The organism is Enterococcus massiliensis (assembly GCF_001050095.1).
GTDB classification, from domain to species: domain Bacteria; phylum Bacillota; class Bacilli; order Lactobacillales; family Enterococcaceae; genus Enterococcus_C; species Enterococcus_C songbeiensis.
This window is the reverse complement of sequence record NZ_CVRN01000007.1, coordinates 1,012,288-1,033,516: the sequence shown is the minus strand read 5'-3', so window position 1 is coordinate 1,033,516 and position 21,229 is coordinate 1,012,288. Positions and strand designations below refer to the sequence as shown.

Sequence of the window (21,229 nt, the reverse complement as noted above, 5' to 3'; positions counted from 1 at the left end):
GCCTCTGCTCGATAGAGTATTCTTCTTTCATACATTGACACGACCATCATTATCTAACAAATCCTCCAAAATTTCAACGAGTTTATCCGAATTTAATGAATCGTCAAACTCACGACACACTTTCTAAAGGCTGGACATCTGTTTGTAGCAATTGTAATTTTCCTCTACAACGGCCGCAAACATAACGTTGGGTATTGATTTTTCGCTGTCTTTTTATCTTTTGTCCGCATTGTTGACACTGATACGTCAACTGTTTTCCAACTGTCGCTGGGGCATAACGACTGCCACCGGTTTCTGCCAATAATTTTTTAAAATCTTGATCTTTATGGCGATACCCTTTATTTTGCAAATGCAAGTGGTAGTGACACAACTCATGTTTGATGATTCCCACGATAGTTGACTTATCCGCTGACAAAAACATTTTTTCATTGAAATCTAAATGATGATCTGACAAGTGATACCGTCCGCCGGTTGTTCGCAAGCGAGTGTTAAAAAGCGCACGGTGAAGAAACGGACGATGGAAACTTTCTAAGGAAATTTTTTCCACTAACTGTTGTAATTCTTCTTGGGTCATTTTGATTGTCCAGGATCAAGCATCGTCAAACTGATGCGTCCTTTTTTTAAATCTACTTGTTCGATCCAAACCGTAACAATATCTCCCACTGCAACCACATCTTTAGGATGTTTCACGAATTGATTGCTTAGTTTGGAAATATGAACCAGTCCATCTTGCTTCACACCGATATCGACAAAAGCACCAAAATCAATTACGTTCCGAACGGTCCCTTTTAACTCCATTCCCGGTTGCAGATCTTCCATCGTCAACACATCTTTTCGTAGCAATGGTGCTGGCATTTCGTCTCGCATATCCCGTCCCGGTTGCAACAATGCCGCTAAAATATCCTTCAAGGTTTCCTTACCGGCATCGATTTTCCCATTCAAATCATTGACCGATACTTTTGAAAGCCGTTCTTTAGCAGCTTCCGTTCCTAATTCTCCAAGGGATACATCCAGCAGAGCAAGAATTTCTTTGGCAACCCCATAGCTTTCTGGGTGAATGCCTGTATTATCCAAAATATTTTTGCCATTTGGAATGCGTAAAAATCCGATAGCTTGTTCAAAGGCTTTTGGTCCTAAGCGAGGAACTTTTTTTAATTGTGTTCGTTGAGTGAACGCCCCATTTTCTTCACGATAGGTGAAAATATTTTGTGCAGTCGTTTTATTCAGTCCGGAAACGTGTTGCAACAACTGTGGGCTGGCAGTATTCACATCTACTCCTACTTGGTTAACAGCTGTTTCAACGATAAAATCCAATTGTTCAGCCAAACGTTTTTGTGAAACATCATGTTGATATTGCCCGACACCCACCGCTTTGGGGTCAATCTTCACTAATTCAGCAAGCGGATCTTGCAATCGACGTCCAATACTGATTGCGCTGCGTTCTTCTACCTGCAAATGAGGAAATTCTCCCCGAGCAATATCGCTGGCAGAATAAACAGAGGCTCCGGCTTCATTTACGATGACGTAAAAAACTTCTCGAGAGACTGTTTTTAATTGCTCGGCGACAAACTGCTCAGACTCACGACTGGCAGTTCCATTTCCAATCGCAACCATGTCCACCTGATATTTTTCAATCAAACGAATAAAAGCAGGACCGGCAGCTTTGCGTTTTTCCTGATTGGCTGGTTTATGAGGATAAATCACTTCAATTGCCAACACTTTTCCTGTGGCATCTAAAACCGCCAACTTGCACCCAGTTCGATAGGCAGGGTCAAAACCAAGCACGACTTTCCCCTTCAAAGGTGACTGTAATAGCAAGTTTCTCAAATTTTCACCAAAAATATGAATTGCCTGCTCATCCGCTTTTTCCGTCAATTCATTACGAATTTCCCGCTCGATTGCTGGACCGATAAACCGTTTATACGCATCTTGGTAGGCTTCTGTAACAAAAAGAGTCGCCACTGAACGGCTATCTTTAATTAGTTGCCGTTGAAGATAGTCAAAAATTGTTTGCTCATCCACGACTAGCGAAACTTTTAAAATATCTTCTTTCTCTCCTCGATTCGTGGCTAAAATCCGATGTGAAACGATTTTACTGATGGGCTCAGCAAAATCATAATACATTTCATAAACTCCTTTTTCATCCTTCTCCTGATCCTTCACACTGCTGGTGTAGCTTCCTTTATTAAAAGTAAACGAACGAATCCAGGTACGGAATTTTGCTTCATCACCAAATTGTTCTGCCAAAATTTCATGGGCACCGGCTAAAGCTTCCTCCCCAGTAGTGATTTCATTTTCGCCTACGAATTCTAATGCTTTTTGAAAAACATCTTCCTTTAACGGAAATGTCAGTAGCCATTCTGCCAACGGTGCAAGACCCCGTTCTTTGGCAATCGTTGCTTTGGTTCGGCGTTTTTGTTTATAGGGACGATAGAGATCCTCCACTTGCTGCATCTTGGTTGCCTGCGTGATAGCTTGGGTCAATTCCGGCGTTAATTTTTCTTGTTCATCAATCAAACGCAGAACTTCTTTTTTCCGTTTTTCAATCGTTTCTAAATAATTATACCGTTCTTCGATTTCACGAATTTGAACTTCATCAAGATTCCCGGTCGCTTCTTTTCGATAGCGTGCAATAAAAGGAACCGTGTTGCCTTCATGCAGCAAAGTCAAAACCTTTGTCTGCTGTGCTTTCGTATATTGTGTCAATTCTTTTTGTAATAAAAGAAGGATTTCTTGATTCATCATCTCTGCCATTTTATTTCTACATTCCTTTCCTTTTACTGAGTTATTTTACCACAAAAAAAGAGTTGCAGCAGTCAAATCTACAACTCAAACCCTCTCGGTATGTCCTGTTGATAGGAAAAATTAAAAATCCGGTTGCCAAGGTCCTCGCAGATTTTGATACTCGATATCTTGCAGAATACCTTTTTCATCAAATACCACACCGTGAACGGAACCGCCAAAAACTGCTCCCCCATCAATGCCGATTTTATTATCTGATAGCCACAAATCAGTCGTCTGCATATCGCCATGAAGCATTGGTGTAATTGTATGACCAAAGACGATGGTTTTCCCTGTATTGTTTTTTCCCTCATGAAAAGGTTCCCTGATCCAAATAAAATCATGGTCACTGGTATCATGCCAATCTTTTTTTGTTAAATCGACACCGGCATGTACAAAAATATACTTTTTCCACTCATAATACAAAGGACGCTCGATTAAAAAAGCAACTAATTCTGAGTAGCGGCTGCGAATCATCATCGCAATCTCGGTAGGAGAATATTCCTCCGTGGCGCCTTTATGCAGCAGACTTTCCATCGTTTCTTTGCCACCATTTCGAAGATACGCTTGAAACCAATCTTCTGGGTGAACCAAAAATTGCAAAAAATATTCTTCGTGATTCCCCCGCAAATAAATGGCTCCATATTTTTCAACCAGTTCTTTCCCTAATAAGAAGCACTCCTTAGAATGAGGTCCTCGGTCGTTCAAATCCCCAATCAGCACCAACTGATGCAATGTCGGGTCAAAATTTGCCACTTCTTTAACAAATAAATCATATTCTCCATGAATATCGCTGATGGCAAACACGTAAGGTTTCATCTTCATCGCTTCTTTCTTTTTCTTTAGTATAACAAATTCGCAAAAATAGTAAAAAAATTACTCATTTTTAGTTTTATCACTTCTTAACAAAAAGTAAAAATCATTGCGGAACATTCTCTTTCCTTGATAAACAGGTATACTAAAAGAAGGATAGAAGCGAGGGATTGCGTGAATCGACTAAAACAGACATTCCAACGTGTGACAAAAGAATTAAAAGAAGCCGTAGCGACTGGTGCGATTGCAACGGACCAAGCAGGATTTTCTAAAAAATGAAAAAGGACCCGTTCCTTGTGAACAGCTCCTTTTTCATTTTTTAGTTTAGTTCACTGACAGCATAATAATTTTCATCATTGTCAGCAAAGTTAAAGACTAATCGTTCTTCGAGTTGAACCATTTCGCCTACTGTGACACCTAATCCCTGCATTTTTTTATACAGTGAAAGAACATCTTTGGCAAAAAACATAATTGACGGTGTGTTGGAAGCAACTTCCGGTGAATGCTGCATAATGAATTCTCGATCATACAACACAAACCGCGCTTGCGCATTTTCAGAAGAGGCAATTTCAACTACTGCTGTTCCGTCAACTTCTTGGCGATCAACAACAACAAAATCCAAGGCTTCCCAAAATTTTACCGAAGCATCGACATCTGTTACATACAGCATAATCTGCATTTCTGTACTAAACATTTTTCTTTCCCCCTACTGTTCCGTTTCAGGTTCTGATTTAAAATTCAATTTGATACCCGGTTCATCCGTTGTAATCTCCGTTACTTCGTAGGTCAAGCGCTTCACGATATCAAACAAAGGAGCGACCAATTCATCGATTTCTGCTTTTGTGACATCTTCTTGTGCTTTGATTTGACGGTTGATCACATGATTGATTTGACTTACTCTTCCTGCAAGAATAAAGGCATCAAACACAAGACGAAATTCCAATCTTGCACCCAAAATACTGTTGGTCTTAGGATAATTCGGTTCACTTGCTTCCAATGGGGCAAAGCCCACCTTTAATTCAGTTTGATATTCTTTGTCAGGAACACGTTGATCATAATGATACGCTTCCACGACAGGTTTTTGTCTTTGGATTTCCAAACGATTCACTCTCCTTCAAAAAAATTATAGCATATTCTGCAGTCCACGTGTCTTTTCCCGCTAAAAAGTTAGTCAGCCAAAGATTCCAAATAATCCAAGGCATCCTGAACATTTTTCACTGGAACGATTTTCATTTTTGTCTTCAGTTTTTTAGCCGCTGCTTTAGCTTCTTCATAGTTTGATTTTAGTTTTGGCTCATCTGATACATCATCATCCGGTGCAAAAAAGATTTCGGCACCGCTCTTGCTGGCACTGGCAACTTTTTTATCAATCCCACCAATACGACCAACTTCTCCTGTAGTGCTGATGGTGCCGGTTCCGGCGATTTCTTTTCCTTGTCGCAGATTTTTATCTGTCAATTGTTCATAAATTTCCAAAGTGAACATTAAGCCAGCGGAAGGCCCTCCGATATTGTCTAAATCAAAGTTGATTTTTTCCTGACTGGAAACTTCGGTATGATCTGTCAACGTGATACCAATTCCTGGTTTACCAGTCGTGGGTAACTTCATCAATTTTCCTTCTGCTGTTTTTTCTTTACCATCCTGCAAATAGGTAACCTGCATTTTTTGTCCGATTTTTTGATTTTGAACGTATTTCATAAATTCTTCACTGCTTTTAAACGACTGACCATCCGCTGCCGTAACCGTATCGCCGATTCCAATTTTTCCGTAAAAATCGGAATTTTTTTCGACACCCAATACATAAACACCTTTATAGCTCATCGTATAGTCTTTGTCTGCTAATTTTAAAGCCTGTTCGATTGCAGTATTTTGTGAGGATTCCATATAAAAAGCTTGAATTCGATTGTACTCATCATCTGTGGCTCCCCCAAGCAATTCCTTTTCACTGACCAAATCTTCAAAATCTGTAAGCTTGGCTTTAATCATCCGAAAAACTGTGGCTTGTCGAATTCCTACTGAGGTTAAGGAAAAGGAACCAGATGCCTCGTCTTCTTTACCATTGACAGTAATCAATTCCTTTAAATCAATCGTAGCTCCCGGTGCTTCCACATAATACGATGTAGGAATAATTGCACAGGCGGCAAGGATCAAGGCAGCCAGCAACAGGAGGAGTCGTTTTAAAGATACTTTATTTTTCACTAGAATCACGCTTCTTTACAATTTCTTGATATACATTTGGTGGAAAATATTTTTGAACATCGCCACCAAAATGCAAAACCTCTTTTAAAAGACTGGAGCTAACGTGACTGTATTCCGGACTAGCCAATAAAAAGACCGTTTCGATTTCTGGTGCAAGATGGTGGTTCATCATCTGAATATCTTTTTCATATTCGTAATCTTTCACACTTCGAACCCCACGCAATAAAAAGTTGGCCCCTAATTTTTTTGCCGTCACAACTGTCAATTCTGTTTCCTGAGCAATGACTCGAACATTTTCTAAGTGAGCAACGCTTTTTTCAATCAGTCGTTTTCGTTCCTCTGATGTAAAAAAACTTTTTTTATTCGTGTTGACAAAAATGCCGATGATCAGTTCATCAAAAAGTTTGGCGCCCCGTTCAATGGTTTCTAAATGACCATTAGTAAACGGATCAAAACTTCCGGGAAATAATGCAATTTTCTTCATTTTAGACCTCTTCTCGATAAATCGTGATTTCAGTGATGCCATAGGTTTGGCGGCGAACGGCGGATAAGCGGCCGATTTGCTCTGGTAAAGAAACCTCTTTTGCTGTTTCGCAAACGATTCTGGCATTTTTTTTCAATAGCCCACCTGCCAGCAGTCCTTCAATGTCTTTGATGATTTCTTGTTTGGCATACGGCGGATCAAGAAAGACCAAGTCAAACGTCTGTCCTTGTTTTTGTAGCTCATTGATAGCTGCTTTTGCCTCCATTTTTAAGGTATAAAATTTTTCTTCCTGTTTCGTCAAAGCAATATTTTCTTTGATGACCTTTATCGCAGGAAAGTTGCGATCCACACAGACTGCCTGTTCCATCCCACGAGAAATGGCTTCAATTGCCAAACCGCCGCTTCCGGCAAACAAATCCAAACAGTTTCCCCCATCAAAATATGGACCAATCATATTGAAAATTGATTCTTTGATTTTATCAGTCGTTGGCCGCGTATTGGCTCCTTCCAAACTTTTCAGCCGGCGACCGCGAAATTCTCCTGAAATTACACGCATCTGCTTTCCTCCAGTAAAAACTTTTCTTCAATTATACACAAAAAAGGTTGGCTTCCAAACCAATGGACCCCAACCCGTTTTCTATCAAACATTTTCAGCCAAGCGGATTTTTGTATTGATTTCTTCGTCATAATCCTCTGCTTGGTAAGCAGCCCTTGTTCCAATTTTGTCAGCAAAATTCATTTCAATATCTGGACGATAGGAAGGCTCAACTGAACGGACAAAGTGTAATCGTTCGATTTTTTCTTTCATTTCTCCAAAGTTTTCTTCATTGAGATAAATCACGACATATTTCATTTTACGGGAGACATAATGCACAAATCCCAGTCTTTTTAAATTTTTTAATTGTCGCAAACTGTAAACCCAAACCACCAATCCTCGTCGTTTGATCAATTCAAAGTTTGCTGTTGTATCAACTTGCATGACAACTTCCTCCACAACCGGAGTGTCCGCCCGTTTCAAAAAACGGATTTCCGGCATCAACTTTTATTTCATCAGAAATCGTTTGCGCAATCGTCAAACCGATTTCATCTAACAGTTCTTGCAAATCAGTTTCTGCCAAACGAAAATCTGCCACCGTTTCATTTAAATCCAGTGCTCGTTTTGCTTTACGTACCGATCTCTGTTTTTCCCGATAATCAGGTGCAAAATTTCCATAAGAAGCAATTTGCTCAAACTGATTTTTTTTTGCCTCAAAGACTGATTTTAACTGCATAGCAGTAGAGTCATTATAAAGGTTTTCTCGTTTCTGCCGATAATTCGCAAAAACCGTAGAAGATTTCACCATATCCAGTACTGCTGTCAGCTGATCTTCTATTTTGAAAAAGTGATCATCATAAATCATTGTTCTTCACTTTCCTCTACCTTGGTTTCTCGTTCCTGTAATAAGACTACCATATTTTCTTTTGAAATGGCAACGGCTATTCCTTCAGAATCATCACGGAAAAATTTGGTATGTAAATATGGATCACTATAATAGGTCAATAACTGAAAGGTTGGATCATACACGGGAAATTCCATAACCCCTTGCGCTTTTTCGATTTTATGTTCTTGCAGTATTTTGCCCCACTCCTCTGAACTCAAAAAGAAGGGTTGGAGATTTCTTTTTTCTTTTACATCCTCAAAAATTGCCAATCGTTCCTCATTAAGAAATTCCTGCGGCGTTTCTAAAAAGTCTTTTAAAAGTTTTTCTGAAGACTGTTGCAAGTCAAAATCTGACTGATACTCCGGCAGTTGATCCATTCCTCGTAAAAGATTCAACAGCACGAAGGAATTTTCTGATTTTGCGTGATCGATTGGTGCCCAATCATCTGCTTCTTCCACGAAACTCGGCAGATTTCCATCAACGACTTGATAGGGAGCAAGCTTTAACAACGTTTCTTCATCGACAAAAGCGGCTGCAAATAATTTGCTATTTGCCTGATCAAAAAATAAAACTGCGAAACTGCCGTTATCAAAAGCAATTAATGGGCGATAATTCATATCCTCTTCCATCAATTCCAAAGAAATCGATTCTTTTTGATACTCCAATAAAAAATTAGGGTAAATCATTGTTAATTGAGAAAGCTCACTCATGGTCATCCCCATAGCAAAAGGTTCTAGATTTTTTGCCGCTGTACCGGTGGTTTTGACCATCGTAATTTTTCCATTTTTGCTGTTTACTTCAAGATATTCTTCCTCCAGCGCCGGGTAGAGACTGACTGTTTCCCCATACCCGGAAGGATAGGATTTGATAGGTGCGCCAAATTGTTGGTTGAAGGCTTTCACCGTCATGCCAATCGACGTTGCATACCCCTGTGCTTTAATGGGTTCATAATTCATAGTGGTCGGAATCCCGTCCACTGAAGTCGTCACCGATTGTCGAGGTTTTGACGGACTTTGGGGAAAGAAAACAGGCTGCAGATAAACAACCGATAAAGCCAGCAGAAACAACCCGATAAATAATCCCCCACGCTTCACGCCAAAACCTCCTTCTCGTTATTTTTCTTTAACTTCAATCAGCAAATCATCGGTGGTGATTGCTTCGCCTTCTGTCACATAAATATGTTCTACCACACCATCAAAACGTGCTTCAATCGCTGTCTCCATCTTCATTGCCTCAGTGACCATCAGGGTATCTCCTCGTTCCACACGGGCCCCTTTTTTCACTAGAACACTTAAAACAGAGCCCGGCATAGTAGCGCCAATCTGCTCTTTATTCGTTGGTTCTGCTTTTCGCTTGGTTTGAACCGAGCTGATGATGGAATTATCTTTGATTACGATTTCGCGCCGTTGCCCATTTAAATTGAAAAACAATACTCGATTTCCTTCGATATCCGGTTCACCGATTTCGTCCAGTCGAATAATCAGGATTTTTCCCTTTTCTATTTCGACATTGATTGTTTCCCCTAAGCGCATTCCTTGGAAAAAGGTCGGTGTATCTAAAACTGTCACATCGGCAAATTGCTCGTTTGCTTTTTGATAATCAAGAAAAACTTGAGGATACATCAAATAGCTGAGCACTTCTCGCTGGCTAGGTTCATAATTGATTTTTTCTGTTAATTCGGCTTTTACCTTTTCAAAATTCACTGGTGCTGCCAAAGCTCCCGGACGTTCTTGAAATGCAGGGCGGCCTTTTAATATCGCTTTTTGTAGTTTTTTAGGAAAGCCTCCAACTGGTTGCCCCAGCTCACCTTGGAAGAAAGTCACCACAGATTCTGGGAAATTCAAATCTGTCCGCTCGTAAATATCATCTTCTGATAATTGGTTTTGTACCATGAACAATGCCATATCTCCAACAACTTTTGAAGATGGAGTAACTTTAATGATATCACCAAACATCAGATTGACTTTTTGATACATTTTTTTGATTTCATCCCATTTTTCGCCTAAGCCGACCGCTTTTGCCTGTTGTTGCAAATTCGAATACTGTCCACCGGGCATTTCATGGAGATAAACTTCTGTTTGTGGTGCATTCAACCCATTTTCAAAGGGTTTATAAAACATCCGCACATCTTCCCAGTAATGATTGATCTCTTGTGTATTTGCCACATCAATTTTTGGCTGACGAACATTTTGATCCAGCGCATAATACAAACTGCTCATACTTGGCTGGCTCGTTGATCCACTCATGGCACTCATGGCAACATCGACGATATCCACACCGGCTTGTGTAGCGGCTGAATAGGTGATAATCCCATTTCCACTAGTATCATGGGTATGAAGATGGATAGGAATATCCACCGTTGCTTTCAGCTCACTGATTAAGCGATATGCAGCTTTAGGTTTCAATAATCCCGCCATATCTTTGATGGCAATTATATGAGCCCCAAGATTTTCCAGTTCTTTTGCCATATCTTTATAATATTGAACCGAATATTTTGCTCGGCTAGGATCGTTGATGTCCCCAGTATAACAAATTGTTGCTTCCGCAATTTTGCCAGTGTCACGAACCGCTTGAATGCTTTTTTCCATTTGAGGAATCCAATTCAAGCTGTCAAAAATCCGAAAGACATCGATGCCTTGCTGTGCGGCTTCTTTGATAAATTCAACAAGAACGTTATCTGGATAGTTGGAATACCCTACCGCGTTTGATCCACGAAAGAGCATTTGTAACAGAGTATTCGGCATCAATTGACGAATTTTCTTCAATCGTTTCCAGGGGTCTTCATTTAAAAAGCGATACGCAACATCAAAGGTGGCTCCGCCCCACATCTCTGCAGAAAAAAGTTGTGGCAAAGCCTGCTCTGTCGCCGCAGCAATTTTTTCAAAATCATGCGTCCGTACTCGCGTTGCCAATAAACTTTGGTGGGCATCCCGGAAAGTTGTATCGGTTAAAAGTAATTCTTTTTTCGCCGTTACCCAGTTTGAAACTGCTTCTGCTCCGTCACGATCTAGAATTGTTTTTGCCGTTTCATGGAATCCTGTCACGATTTTCTTTGGCAACCGAGGTTCCGCAAAGAAATGTTTCGTGGTTTTCTCGATTCCCGGGAAACCATTAATCGTAATTTCACCAATATATTTCATGGTTTTATTGCCGCGGTCCCGAAGTCTTGGAAATTCAAATAACTGGGGTGTGCTGTCAATAAAGGTAGTTTTGGCATTTCCTGTTTGAAAAACAGAATGATTGATCACATTTTGCATAAAGGGAATATTGGTTTTGACTCCCCGAATCCGAAATTCCCGTAAACATCTTTGCATTTTTTGAATCGCCTGCTCAAAGGTTGCCCCATGAGTACACACCTTAACCAATAACGAGTCAAAATAAGGGGTAACTACCGCTCCCGCATAAGCATTTCCTACATCCAAACGAACACCAAAGCCGCCGGGTGAACGATAAGTATCGATTTTTCCCGTATCTGGCATAAACTGATTCAATGGGTCTTCTGTCGTAATCCGACATTGGATTGCCGCACCTGTGAATCGTAAATCTTTTTGTTCAGGAATTCCGATCTCTTTGTGAAGATCTTTTCCTTGAGCAATTAAAATCTGTGACGTAACAATATCAACATCAGTGATCAACTCTGTAATCGTATGCTCCACCTGAACCCGAGGATTGACTTCAATAAAATAAAATTGATCCCCTTCCACAAGAAATTCAACAGTGCCTGCATTGATATAACCGACATGCTTCATTAATTTTACTGCCGCTTGACAGATTTTTTCCCGTTGGTCTGCATTTAAGGAAACACATGGTGCAACTTCTACGACTTTTTGGTGTCGTCGCTGAACAGAGCAGTCCCGCTCAAATAAATGAACCACATTGCCATGGGTGTCTCCTAAAATCTGGACTTCAATATGTTTCGGATCTTGAACATACTTTTCAACATACACTTCATCACTGCCAAATGCAGCTTTTGCTTCGCTTTTTGCTCGATCATAGCCATCACGAGCTTCTTTATCATCCCGTGCAACCCGCATGCCACGACCACCGCCGCCTAGTGCCGCTTTAATCATGATTGGATATCCATGAGTATTTCCAAAGGCCAATACTTCTTCAATGGAAGTAACCGGCCCCTCTGAACCGGGAATTGATTGGATACCTGCCGCAACGGCCGCTTCTTTGGCTTTGATTTTATCGCCGAAAATATCTAAATGATGGGTGGATGGTCCAATAAAAATAATGCCTTCTTGTTCACAGCGTTGGGCAAATTCCAGATTTTCTGAAAGAAAACCATATCCGGGATGAATCGCCTCTGCTCCAGACTCTTTTGCGATACGCAAAATATCTTCAATATCCAGATAAGCATCAATCGGTTTTTTTCCTTTACCTACTAGATAAGCCTCATCTGCTTTAAAACGATGGACAGAATACTCATCTTCTGCCGCATAGATACCTACTGTTTGAATATGCAGTTCCGAGCAAGCTCGAAACACTCGAATGGCGATTTCGCCTCTGTTCGCAACAAGAATCTTTTTCATTAAACCACTCCTCAAGCATTTTTAGTTTGCCAAATCTAAACCATATTTTTTTCGTTTTTCTTCTGCACTGATGTTCAAAACAAATCCGATACAGATGGAAAGCATTAATAAACTTGAACCGCCTTGGCTCAGAAAAGGAAAAGTGATACCGGTTAAAGGAATCAAACCAGAGATTCCTCCCAAATTAACGAAAGTCTGAATCATAAACAGTGCACCAATACCGATACACATCATAGAATTAAAAGGATCAGAGGAACGAATTCCTACAAGAATGATCCGGGCAATCATATAAAACAATAATGCCAACACCAAAAGCGCGACAATTAACCCTAATTCTTCAATAACAATGGAAAAAATATAATCCGTATGGGCAAATTTCAAGAAACCTTTTTTCTGGATACTGTTTCCTAACCCGCGACCAAACAATCCGCCATTATAAATAGCGTAGTAACCGTTGACCATTTGATGACCTTTATTGAATTCATCAGCAAAAGGGTTTTGAAAAGTTGCAAATCGACTATACACATGGGCGGGTAAAAACTTGCCATGGGTAAGGTTGATAACCTCAATAATTCCTATACTACCAAGAATTCCTACGATTCCTAAAATCCATGTATAGATATAATTGATCCCGCTGGCAAAAAGAACTGTAAGAACGATCAATGCAATAATCGTAGCATTCCCAAAATCGGGCATCAACGCAATAATAATCAATGCAATAGCGATAGGAAACAAGGGTCTGCGTACCGTCTCAAAAAATGTTTTCCCTTGAATTGCCGATTGTCGATTGGATAATTTCAACGAGAGATACCAAATAGAAACGATTTTCATATATTCAGCCGGCTGAATCGAAAAGCCGCCTACTTGTAACCAACCTTTTGCTCCATTACTTTCTTCTCCGATAACGAGTACTAATAATAGTAAAGCGATGATTGTAATCATCGCCATCCAGGCAAACCCTTTTGTGCGAAAGACATCGGTTTTCATTTTATAGATCACCATGATTACCGCAAGACTCAAAACCCAGAATACCGCTTGGTTGATTACCGAAGACATGGTATTTTGATTGGTCTCCAGTAACACATATGAAGTCGAACTATAGACCATCACCAAGCCTAAAATACATAAAATAAGATATGGAATCAAAATTCCATAATCTAAAAGATGACGTTTTTTTATTTGCTTTGGCAAGTGTTAAACCTCCTTGCCGGATTCACTGTTTTTTGCTTGTTTTTCATACACTTCGCTGTATAAAATATTTAAATCCCGTTCAACATCACTTAATAATTGATGCCCCGCTTCTTTAGAAACAATCCCTAAACGAATTGCGTAAGCAACTTGACGAGAAAGACCATACATCTGCGTGTCGACAACTTCTTCAAAGGCTTTGCATTGAGAAATACACAAACTATTTTTTTGATCACGAATTAACCGTTTGATACGGTCGGCATCTTGTTTTAAAACATCTAGAGCAAACTCTGGAGAAATAGATTCCATTTTGCACCGAACCCCCTCTTTTGTTTCATCATTATAGCATATCTACAAAATATTTTGGATAGCTGGAAAGAAAGCTTTACTAGATTTTTCTGTAAATTCACGAAAAAGCCGAACGATTTTTCTAATTCATTGATTTTCAACTTTTTAATCCTCCTCCGTTGTGAAACATTAATAGAATATGAAACATTCAAGTGGAGTATTTCTGCCTTATTAAAATCTTTTAAAAGTTTTTTCCATTAGAATCACGGTTTCTTATTCAAAAACCTATGAAGTTTTCCACAAAAAAAACGCCGAAATGATTTCTCATCTCGACGTTTCTAACCATTCTATAAATCACTTACCATTTTTTTCTTTTTCGACGCTTTTTCCCGTTCGTTTTTGTTTAGGATTTGTTTCCGTAAACGAATACTTTCAGGAGTCACTTCACAGTATTCATCGTCATTCAAGAATTCCAATGATTCTTCTAATGTCAAAATCCGTGGTTTCTTGATTACAGAAGTTTGGTCCTTATTTGCTGAACGAACGTTGGTCATTTGCTTCGCTTTTGTAATATTGACAGTTAAGTCATTATCCCGAGAATTTTCGCCAACGATCATTCCTTCATAAACTTCCGTACCTGGTTCAACAAAAACGGTTCCCCGTTCTTCCGTACTCATGATGGAATACATTGTTGCTTTTCCTGTATCAATAGATACCAAGGCACCTTGGCGTCGTCCGCCAATTTGTCCTTGCAACATTGGAAGGTACTGATCAAAGGTGTGGTGCATGATTCCATAACCACGAGTCATTGAAAGAAATTCTGTCGTATAACCAATCAATCCACGAGCTGGTGCCAAGAAAATCAACCGTACTTGTCCATTTCCTGTATGGATCATATCTTGCATTTCAGCTTTACGCATCCCAAGAGATTCAATAACTGATCCCATGTATTCTTCCGGTGTATCGATTTGTACTCGTTCAAAAGGTTCACATTTCACACCGTCAACTTCTCGTTCAATAACTTCTGGGCGAGAAACTTGCAGTTCATAGCCTTCACGACGCATATTTTCGATCAAGATCGACAAATGCAATTCACCACGACCAGAAACAATCCATGCATCCGGAGCAATTGCTTCTACTCGCAAAGAAACATCTGTTTGCAGTTGAGCCATCAAACGTTCTTCAATTTTACGAGCTGTTACAAATTTACCTTCACGACCAGCGAAAGGTGAATTATTTACTAAGAAGGTCATTTGCAGGGTTGGTTCATCAATATGCAGAATTGGTAATGCTTCTTGATGATCGACTGGTGTCACTGTTTCACCAACAAAAATATCTTCCATACCTGAAACGGCAATCAAATCCCCAGCTTTTGCTTCTTGAATTTCTAAGCGTTTCAAACCAAAGAAACCAAACAATTTTGTTACTCGGAATTTTTTCACTTCGCCATCCAATTTCATCAAAGCTACTTGGTCCCCAACACGGATTGTTCCACGGAATACCCGACCAATACCGATACGTCCAACGTAGTCATTGTAATCCAATAATGAAACTTGGAATTGCAAAGGTTCTTCGCTATTGTCTACCGGTGCCGGAATGTGTTCGATGATTGTATCAAAAACAGGCTCCATTGTGTGTTCTTGGGCTTCAGGATCATCAGAAAGACTTGATGTTCCATTAATTGCTGATGCATAAATCACTGGAAACTCTAATTGTTCATCATCTGCACCTAATTCGATAAATAGTTCTAACACTTCGTCAACTACATGTTCAGGACGTGCAGAAGGTTTATCAATTTTATTTACAACCACGATTGGTATTAAATGTTGTTCCAATGCTTTTTTCAACACAAAACGAGTTTGTGGCATCGTTCCTTCATACGCATCAACGACAAGAACTACCCCATCAACCATTTTCATGATCCGTTCAACTTCACCACCGAAGTCCGCGTGTCCAGGTGTATCCATGATGTTGATTTTTGTTCCTTTATATTCAACCGCTGTATTTTTTGCTAAAATCGTAATTCCACGTTCTTTTTCAATCGCATTGGAGTCCATTGCCCGTTCTTGTAATTGGGTATGACTATCTAAGGTATCTGATTGTTTTAGCAATTCATCTACTAGCGTTGTTTTCCCGTGGTCAACGTGGGCAATAATGGCAACGTTGCGAATATCTGTTCTTAATTTCAATGTAATTTCTCCTTCTTTGTTCTCCTCAATAGCACTCGACGGCTAATTATAACAGAATATCTTTCTGAAATATAGTGAAAAGTTTTCATTTTTTTGAAAAAACGGTTGTCATCATGCTATTTTTGCTTGTGAAACTATGCCTCTTGAATAATTGCCCGCATTTCTTCATATGCTGCCGGAGTTCCCGCCAGAAAAAGTTCTCGACCATCCAGCTTTAGAGGTTCCCCATCAATGGCAGAAAATTTCATTCCTAATGCTTCCAGCAGGACATCTCCCGGTGCATAATCCCAAGGTGCTAAATTAGAAATATAGCCATTGCGACGGCCTAAAGCGATACCGATCAATTCTTTACCGGCACAACCAGACATCCTCACTCCCATAGCAATGTCGCCGATTTTTTGACAATTAAATGCATTTTGCTTATACAAGTTGGTATTCATCCCAACCATTCCTTCATTTAATGCTAAATTTTTTGGTGGTGTGATTTTACGGTCATTACAAAAAACGCCGATTTCCTTACCGCCCCAAAGAAATTCATCCTTCATGACATTATAAACAAAACCAAAACGTCCGATGCCCTGTTCATAGACTGCTACCATGATACAAAAATTTTCTTGTTCCAAGACAAAGTTCATGGTTCCATCAATCGGATCAATAATAAATACGCGACCTTGCAAATCCGTTAATTTATCGCGACCATTTTCTTCTCCTAAAATTTTCGCCTCCGGATCAAAGGCTAAAATTTTGGCCGTCAAAAAGTCTTGTGTTGCTTTATCAAGATTTGTCACGAGATCTTTACGACTTGACTTGGTCTCCACCTGTAAAACCGTCTCATTCAAATTTTCTTTGATCGTTTCTCCGGCTTGGTAAATCCAGCTTTTAATCTGGTCAATCATTTCATCCATCACAAATTCAACCTTTCATTCTTAATTGTCCATTGGGTTCTTTTTTTGCCTCTTGGAGAGTATGATAAAGCGAGTAGCCCGAAAGCTTCTCAAACTCGCGTCCCAATTTCCGTTCTTCTCCCAGACTTTTGACGACGGTCTTAAATTTTTGATAGCTTTGGAGAAAAACTTCTGCTTTGAGCCCTTTTTCATTGGCGCGCTCCAGTTTTTCCCACATATCCATCACGATCACCATTTCTTCTGTTGACCAATCAAGATCAAGGGGATATTGATATTCCCGCATCTTTTCTCACCTCAAACATTCAATTCTTAGTGTAGCATAAAGTCTGACGAAAAATATAGAAAAAGAGCAGGTTTTCACCTGCTCCTAATCCTTTATTAAAATTTAGGTTAGATATGGATTGGCATACCTAAAGCAAGTTCTGAAGCATCCATCACGATTTCACCTAAAGATGGGTGTGGATGGATCGTCAATGCGATATCTTCGGCATTCATGCCAGATTCAATTGCTAACGCTAATTCAGAGACCATGTCACTTGCACCGACACCAGCAAGCTGTGCACCGATTAAGACATTGTCATCAACCGTCGTTACCAAACGAATGAATCCTTCAGTTTTTCCTAGAGATAATGCACGACCATTACCAGAGAATGGGAATTTGAAGGCTTTCGCATTCAACCCGGCCTCTTTTGCTTCTGCAATCGTCATCCCAACAGAAGCTAATTCAGGATCAGTAAAAGCAACAGCTGGCATTGCTTTGTAATCTACAGCAACTTTTTTACCTGAAATTGCTTCTGCAGCAATTTTTGCTTCATAGCTGGCTTTGTGAGCCAAGGCAGCACCGGGAACAATATCACCGATTGCAAAGATATTCGAAACATTCGTCCGACCTTGTTTGTCTACTGGGATCAGACCACGTTCACCAATTTCAACGCCTGCTTGTTCCAAACCAAGATCATTTGTATTTGGACGACGCCCAACAGTAACCATGACATAATCAGCAGTGACAGATTCTTGTTTGCCATCTACTTCATAGTTAACGGTCACACTGTCACCATTGTCGATCGCTTCCTTCGCCATTGCTTTAGTAATGACTTTCATGCCTTTTTTCTTGAATTCTTCTTCAACGATTTTAACCATATCTTTTTCATAGGTTGGCAAAATTTGAGCTGTACCTTCAAGAATTGTTACTTCTGAACCAAGATTGGCATACGCGCCGCCTAATTCTGCACCGATTACACCGCCACCGATGATAACAAATTTCTTAGGAACTTCTTTTAATGCCAGACCGCCGGTAGAATCTAACACACGACCGCCAAATTTAAAGCCAGGAATTTCGATTGGACGAGAACCTGTTGCGACAATTGCATTGTTGAAAGAATACGTTTGTGCTGAATCTGGATGCATTACTCGCAACGTATGTTCATCAACAAAAAATGCTTCACCTTCAAGAATTTCTACTTTATGTTTCTTCAATAGGAAGCCAACACCGCTGGTTAATTTGTTAACAACGCCATTTTGTTTCCATTCTTGTGTTTTAGCAAAATCCAACGTAACGTTTTCGCTAGTTACGCCAAACAATGATGAATCCAAAGATTCTTGGTAATGATGACCAGCAGAAATCAATGCTTTTGAAGGAATACAACCAACGTTTAAACAAACGCCGCCAATATATTCCCGTTCAATGATTGCCACTTTTTGTCCCATTTCAGCAGCACGGATGGCAGCTACATAGCCGCCAGGTCCCGCACCGATTACAACTGTATCTAATTCAATAGCAAAATCTCCAACTACCATTTGTTTATCATCCTTCCATCAACATTAATTCTGGGTTAGCCAATAGACGTTTAATGTTGTTCATTGCTTTTTGAGCTGTTGCGCCGTCAACGATTCGGTGATCGAAACTCAATGATAATTTCATTACACGACCGACAACGATTTCTCCTTCTGCATTGACGATTGGTTGTTGAGAAATAGTTCCCACGCCAAGGATCGCAACTTCAGGGTAGTTGATAACTGGAGTGAACCAGCCGCCGCCGACAGAACCAATATTACTGATTGTAACTGTTCCGTTGCGCATATCATCTGCTGCTAATTTACCATCATGAGCTAATTTTGCTTTATCATTGATTTCATCAGCAATCGCGAACATTCCTTTTTGATCCGCGTTCTTAACATTTGGTACATACAAGCCATGATCTGTATCCGTTGCAATACCAATGTTGAAATAATGTTTGTAAACAACTTCTTGGGATGCGTCATCAATAGATGCATTCAATACAGGGAATTTTTTGACTGTCGCTGTCAAAGCTTTTACAACATAAGGTAAGAAAGTTAATTTTGTGCCATTTTCTGCAGCAACTTCCTTGAATTTCTTACGATGATCCCATAATGCAGAAACTTCCACATCATCATGCAATGTAACATGAGGTGCTGTGTGCTTGCTTGTAACCATTGCTTTTGCGATAGCTTTCCGAGTCGGCGTCAATGCTTCGCGTGTTTCCAAATCACTTAGATTTGAAGTAAATGCCTTTGGTTTTGCCGCAGGAGCTGCCGCTGGTTGTGCAGAAGCTGAAACGCTTTGTGCTGGTGCGGCTGCTGGAGCTTTTCCACCGCCGGACAAGAATTGATCAACATCTTCTTTAGTTACACGTCCGCCTTTTCCTGATGCTGTTACTTGAGAAATATCAACATCTTTTTCACGGGCATATTGACGAACAGAAGGCATTGCCAATACACGTTTGTTTGGATCCGCTGCTTCAACCACGGTAGCATTAGCTGCTGCTGGAGCTGCTGCTTTTTCTTCGCTTGCTGGTGCGGCCGCAGCAGGAGCATTATTGTGTCCCGGTGCATCGATTTCAACAAGGACATCGCCTACGTTTGCAACGGTGCCTTCTGGAACAACAATATTTTTCACTGTGCCTGTAACGGGAGAAGGAATTTCTTCTACTGATTTATCATTTTGTACTTCTAATAATGTGTCATCTTCGTTGATGGTATCACCGGCTTTAACGAACCATTTTACGATTTCGCCTTCTGCGATTCCTTCACCGATATCAGGCAATTTAAATTGATAGACGCCACCGGAAGTACTTTCTGTTGGCACTGCTGCTGGTTGTGCAGGTGTTTGTTCTTGTGCAGCTACACCGGCATCTCCTTCATTGTCTTCATGACCAGGTGCATCGATTTCAACAAGAACATCCCCTACATTTGCAACGGTACCTTCTGGAACGACGATATTTTTTACTGTACCTGTGACAGGAGAAGGGATTTCTTCTACTGATTTATCATTTTGTACTTCTAATAATGTGTCATCTTCATTGATGGTATCACCTGGTTTTACAAACCATTTTACGATTTCACCTTCTGCAATTCCTTCACCAATGTCTGGTAATTTAAATTGAAAAGCCATTTTACTTTCTTCCCTTCTGAGTTAATTAGCGTTGATTAAAAATTCACGATTTCTTTCACTTTTGCTTCAATATCTGACGCATTTGGTAACCAGATATTTTCAGCTTGACCAAATGGGAAGACCGTATCTGGTGCAGAAACCCGACCAATCGGTGCTTGAAGTGACAATACTGCCCGTTCAGAAATTTCTGATACTACTTGGGCACCAACGCCGGCTTGTTTTTGTGCTTCTTGAACAACAACCACACGACCGGTTTTTTCAACGGATTTGATAATCGTTTCAACGTCTAAAGGTGCAACTGTACGCAAATCGATAATCTCCACATTGATATTTTCTTTTGCTAAATTGTCGGCAGCTTTGATTGCTTCACGAACCATTGCGCCATAAGTAATGATTGAAACATCGGAGCCTTCACGAGTTACTGCTGCTTTGTCCAAAGGTACTTCATAAGCTTCATCTGGCACTTCTTCCCGGAAGGAACGATATAGTTTCATGTGTTCCAAAAAGACAACAGGATCATTGCTGCGAATGGATGCAATCAATAGTCCTTTTGCATCGTAAGGATTTGATGGAATAACCACCCGAATACCTGGTGATTGAGCAATCAAGCCTTCTAAGTTATCTGAGTGCAACTCAGGGGTATGCACGCCACCACCAAATGGTGAACGAATTGTGATCGGCAAGTTGCGTGTTGCACCCATACGATAGCGGGTACGAGCCATTTGTCCTACGATTTCATCCATTACTTCAAAAACAAACCCAAAGAATTGGATTTCAGGTACTGGACGATAGCCTTCTAATGCTAAACCAAAGGCTAATCCGCCGATACCAGATTCAGCCAACGGTGTATCAAATACGCGTTCTTCGCCGAATTTAGCTTGCAGACCTTCCGTCGCCCGGAAAACACCGCCGTTTTTCCCAACGTCTTCACCAAATACTAAAACATTTTCGTCTTTCTCTATTTCAAGAGCTAAGGCATCAGTAATTGCTTGAATCATTGTTTTTTGCGCCATG

The 21,229-nt window shown here is 40.2% G+C and carries 20 protein-coding genes; all 20 read right to left on the bottom strand.

The genetic code is table 11. The annotated features are described in order from the left end of the window. Positions 1-109: 109 nt before the first annotated feature. On the bottom strand, positions 110-574 hold the full coding sequence (locus tag BN1875_RS12215; RefSeq protein WP_048605109.1) for a SprT family protein: 465 nt from the start codon (positions 572-574) through the stop codon (positions 110-112). Then, positions 571-2,754, bottom strand: a complete 2,184-nt coding sequence (locus tag BN1875_RS12210) for a Tex family protein (RefSeq protein WP_048605108.1) — start codon at positions 2,752-2,754, stop codon at positions 571-573. Before BN1875_RS12210 ends, BN1875_RS12215 begins: the two co-directional genes overlap by 4 nt. Positions 2,755-2,865: 111 nt before the next feature. Beyond that, positions 2,866-3,600, bottom strand: a complete 735-nt coding sequence (locus BN1875_RS12205) for a metallophosphoesterase (protein ID WP_048605107.1) — start codon at positions 3,598-3,600, stop codon at positions 2,866-2,868. A 313-nt stretch (positions 3,601-3,913) separates the two neighbouring features. Beyond that, the gene (locus BN1875_RS12200) at positions 3,914-4,288 is read right to left on the bottom strand and encodes a VOC family protein (protein WP_048605106.1); all 375 of its coding nucleotides are present in this window, start codon (positions 4,286-4,288) and stop codon (positions 3,914-3,916) included. Positions 4,289-4,300: 12 nt separating this feature from the next. Beyond that, a complete protein-coding gene (locus tag BN1875_RS12195; protein WP_048605105.1) occupies positions 4,301-4,693 on the bottom strand; it encodes a DUF1149 family protein in 393 nt (130 codons plus the stop codon). A gap of 68 nt (positions 4,694-4,761) precedes the next feature. After that, positions 4,762-5,793 carry a SepM family pheromone-processing serine protease gene (locus BN1875_RS12190; RefSeq protein ID WP_048605104.1) on the bottom strand — a complete coding sequence of 344 codons (1,032 nt, stop codon included), beginning with the start codon at positions 5,791-5,793 and terminating at the stop codon, positions 4,762-4,764. Next, positions 5,783-6,277: a pantetheine-phosphate adenylyltransferase gene (coaD, locus tag BN1875_RS12185; protein ID WP_048605103.1), complete on the bottom strand. Its 495-nt coding sequence runs from the start codon at positions 6,275-6,277 to the stop codon at positions 5,783-5,785. Before coaD ends, BN1875_RS12190 begins: the two co-directional genes overlap by 11 nt. A 1-nt stretch (position 6,278) precedes the next feature. Then, positions 6,279-6,833, bottom strand: a complete 555-nt coding sequence (gene rsmD / locus BN1875_RS12180) for a 16S rRNA (guanine(966)-N(2))-methyltransferase RsmD (RefSeq protein ID WP_048605102.1) — start codon at positions 6,831-6,833, stop codon at positions 6,279-6,281. 84 nt (positions 6,834-6,917) lie between these two features. Next, entirely contained in the window at positions 6,918-7,256 is a 339-nt protein-coding gene (locus tag BN1875_RS12175; protein WP_048605101.1) for a YlbG family protein, read from the bottom strand. Continuing rightward, positions 7,246-7,677, bottom strand: a complete 432-nt coding sequence (locus tag BN1875_RS12170) for a YlbF/YmcA family competence regulator (protein WP_048605100.1) — start codon at positions 7,675-7,677, stop codon at positions 7,246-7,248. Before BN1875_RS12170 ends, BN1875_RS12175 begins: the two co-directional genes overlap by 11 nt. After that, positions 7,674-8,792 (bottom strand): CAP-associated domain-containing protein, encoded by a 1,119-nt coding sequence (locus tag BN1875_RS12165; protein ID WP_048605099.1) that lies wholly within the window; start codon positions 8,790-8,792, stop codon positions 7,674-7,676. The genes BN1875_RS12170 and BN1875_RS12165 overlap by 4 nt, the downstream gene beginning before the upstream one ends. A gap of 18 nt (positions 8,793-8,810) precedes the next feature. Then, positions 8,811-12,233 (bottom strand): pyruvate carboxylase, encoded by a 3,423-nt coding sequence (locus tag BN1875_RS12160; protein ID WP_048605098.1) that lies wholly within the window; start codon positions 12,231-12,233, stop codon positions 8,811-8,813. Positions 12,234-12,254: 21 nt separating this feature from the next. Continuing rightward, positions 12,255-13,424 carry an FtsW/RodA/SpoVE family cell cycle protein gene (locus BN1875_RS12155; protein ID WP_048605097.1) on the bottom strand — a complete coding sequence of 390 codons (1,170 nt, stop codon included), beginning with the start codon at positions 13,422-13,424 and terminating at the stop codon, positions 12,255-12,257. Positions 13,425-13,427: 3 nt separating this feature from the next. After that, positions 13,428-13,730 carry an Fpa/YlaN family protein gene (locus BN1875_RS12150; RefSeq protein WP_048605096.1) on the bottom strand — a complete coding sequence of 101 codons (303 nt, stop codon included), beginning with the start codon at positions 13,728-13,730 and terminating at the stop codon, positions 13,428-13,430. A 326-nt stretch (positions 13,731-14,056) separates the two neighbouring features. Beyond that, positions 14,057-15,898 carry a translational GTPase TypA gene (gene typA, locus BN1875_RS12145; RefSeq protein ID WP_048605095.1) on the bottom strand — a complete coding sequence of 614 codons (1,842 nt, stop codon included), beginning with the start codon at positions 15,896-15,898 and terminating at the stop codon, positions 14,057-14,059. A 134-nt stretch (positions 15,899-16,032) separates the two neighbouring features. Beyond that, entirely contained in the window at positions 16,033-16,803 is a 771-nt protein-coding gene (locus BN1875_RS12140; protein ID WP_048605094.1) for an inositol monophosphatase family protein, read from the bottom strand. Between the two features lie 7 nt (positions 16,804-16,810). After that, positions 16,811-17,086 (bottom strand): UPF0223 family protein, encoded by a 276-nt coding sequence (locus tag BN1875_RS12135; RefSeq protein WP_048605093.1) that lies wholly within the window; start codon positions 17,084-17,086, stop codon positions 16,811-16,813. A gap of 107 nt (positions 17,087-17,193) precedes the next feature. Continuing rightward, the gene (lpdA, locus tag BN1875_RS12130; protein WP_048605092.1) at positions 17,194-18,600 is read right to left on the bottom strand and encodes a dihydrolipoyl dehydrogenase; all 1,407 of its coding nucleotides are present in this window, start codon (positions 18,598-18,600) and stop codon (positions 17,194-17,196) included. A 7-nt stretch (positions 18,601-18,607) separates the two neighbouring features. After that, positions 18,608-20,215, bottom strand: coding sequence for a dihydrolipoyllysine-residue acetyltransferase (locus BN1875_RS12125; RefSeq protein WP_048605091.1), 1,608 nt, complete (start codon positions 20,213-20,215; stop codon positions 18,608-18,610). Positions 20,216-20,250: 35 nt separating this feature from the next. Beyond that, a complete protein-coding gene (locus BN1875_RS12120) occupies positions 20,251-21,228 on the bottom strand; it encodes an alpha-ketoacid dehydrogenase subunit beta (RefSeq protein WP_048605090.1) in 978 nt (325 codons plus the stop codon). Position 21,229 lies beyond the last annotated feature (1 nt).

What these genes read in the sequence shown, in the direction of transcription:
- BN1875_RS12215 (WP_048605109.1), bottom strand. Translation starts at nt 574, where the DNA reads ATGACCCAAGAAGAATTACAACAGTTAGTGGAAAAAATTTCCTTAGAA.
- BN1875_RS12210 (WP_048605108.1), bottom strand. Translation starts at nt 2,754, where the DNA reads ATGGCAGAGATGATGAATCAAGAAATCCTTCTTTTATTACAAAAAGAA.
- BN1875_RS12205 (WP_048605107.1), bottom strand. Translation starts at nt 3,600, where the DNA reads ATGAAACCTTACGTGTTTGCCATCAGCGATATTCATGGAGAATATGAT.
- BN1875_RS12200 (WP_048605106.1), bottom strand. Translation starts at nt 4,288, where the DNA reads ATGTTTAGTACAGAAATGCAGATTATGCTGTATGTAACAGATGTCGAT.
- coaD (WP_048605103.1), bottom strand. Translation starts at nt 6,277, where the DNA reads ATGAAGAAAATTGCATTATTTCCCGGAAGTTTTGATCCGTTTACTAAT.
- rsmD (WP_048605102.1), bottom strand. Translation starts at nt 6,833, where the DNA reads ATGCGTGTAATTTCAGGAGAATTTCGCGGTCGCCGGCTGAAAAGTTTG.
- BN1875_RS12175 (WP_048605101.1), bottom strand. Translation starts at nt 7,256, where the DNA reads ATGCAAGTTGATACAACAGCAAACTTTGAATTGATCAAACGACGAGGA.
- BN1875_RS12170 (WP_048605100.1), bottom strand. Translation starts at nt 7,677, where the DNA reads ATGATTTATGATGATCACTTTTTCAAAATAGAAGATCAGCTGACAGCA.
- BN1875_RS12160 (WP_048605098.1), bottom strand. Translation starts at nt 12,233, where the DNA reads ATGAAAAAGATTCTTGTTGCGAACAGAGGCGAAATCGCCATTCGAGTG.
- BN1875_RS12150 (WP_048605096.1), bottom strand. Translation starts at nt 13,730, where the DNA reads ATGGAATCTATTTCTCCAGAGTTTGCTCTAGATGTTTTAAAACAAGAT.
- BN1875_RS12140 (WP_048605094.1), bottom strand. Translation starts at nt 16,803, where the DNA reads ATGGATGAAATGATTGACCAGATTAAAAGCTGGATTTACCAAGCCGGA.
- BN1875_RS12135 (WP_048605093.1), bottom strand. Translation starts at nt 17,086, where the DNA reads ATGCGGGAATATCAATATCCCCTTGATCTTGATTGGTCAACAGAAGAA.
- lpdA (WP_048605092.1), bottom strand. Translation starts at nt 18,600, where the DNA reads ATGGTAGTTGGAGATTTTGCTATTGAATTAGATACAGTTGTAATCGGT.
- BN1875_RS12125 (WP_048605091.1), bottom strand. Translation starts at nt 20,215, where the DNA reads ATGGCTTTTCAATTTAAATTACCAGACATTGGTGAAGGAATTGCAGAA.
- BN1875_RS12120 (WP_048605090.1), bottom strand. Translation starts at nt 21,228, where the DNA reads ATGGCGCAAAAAACAATGATTCAAGCAATTACTGATGCCTTAGCTCTT.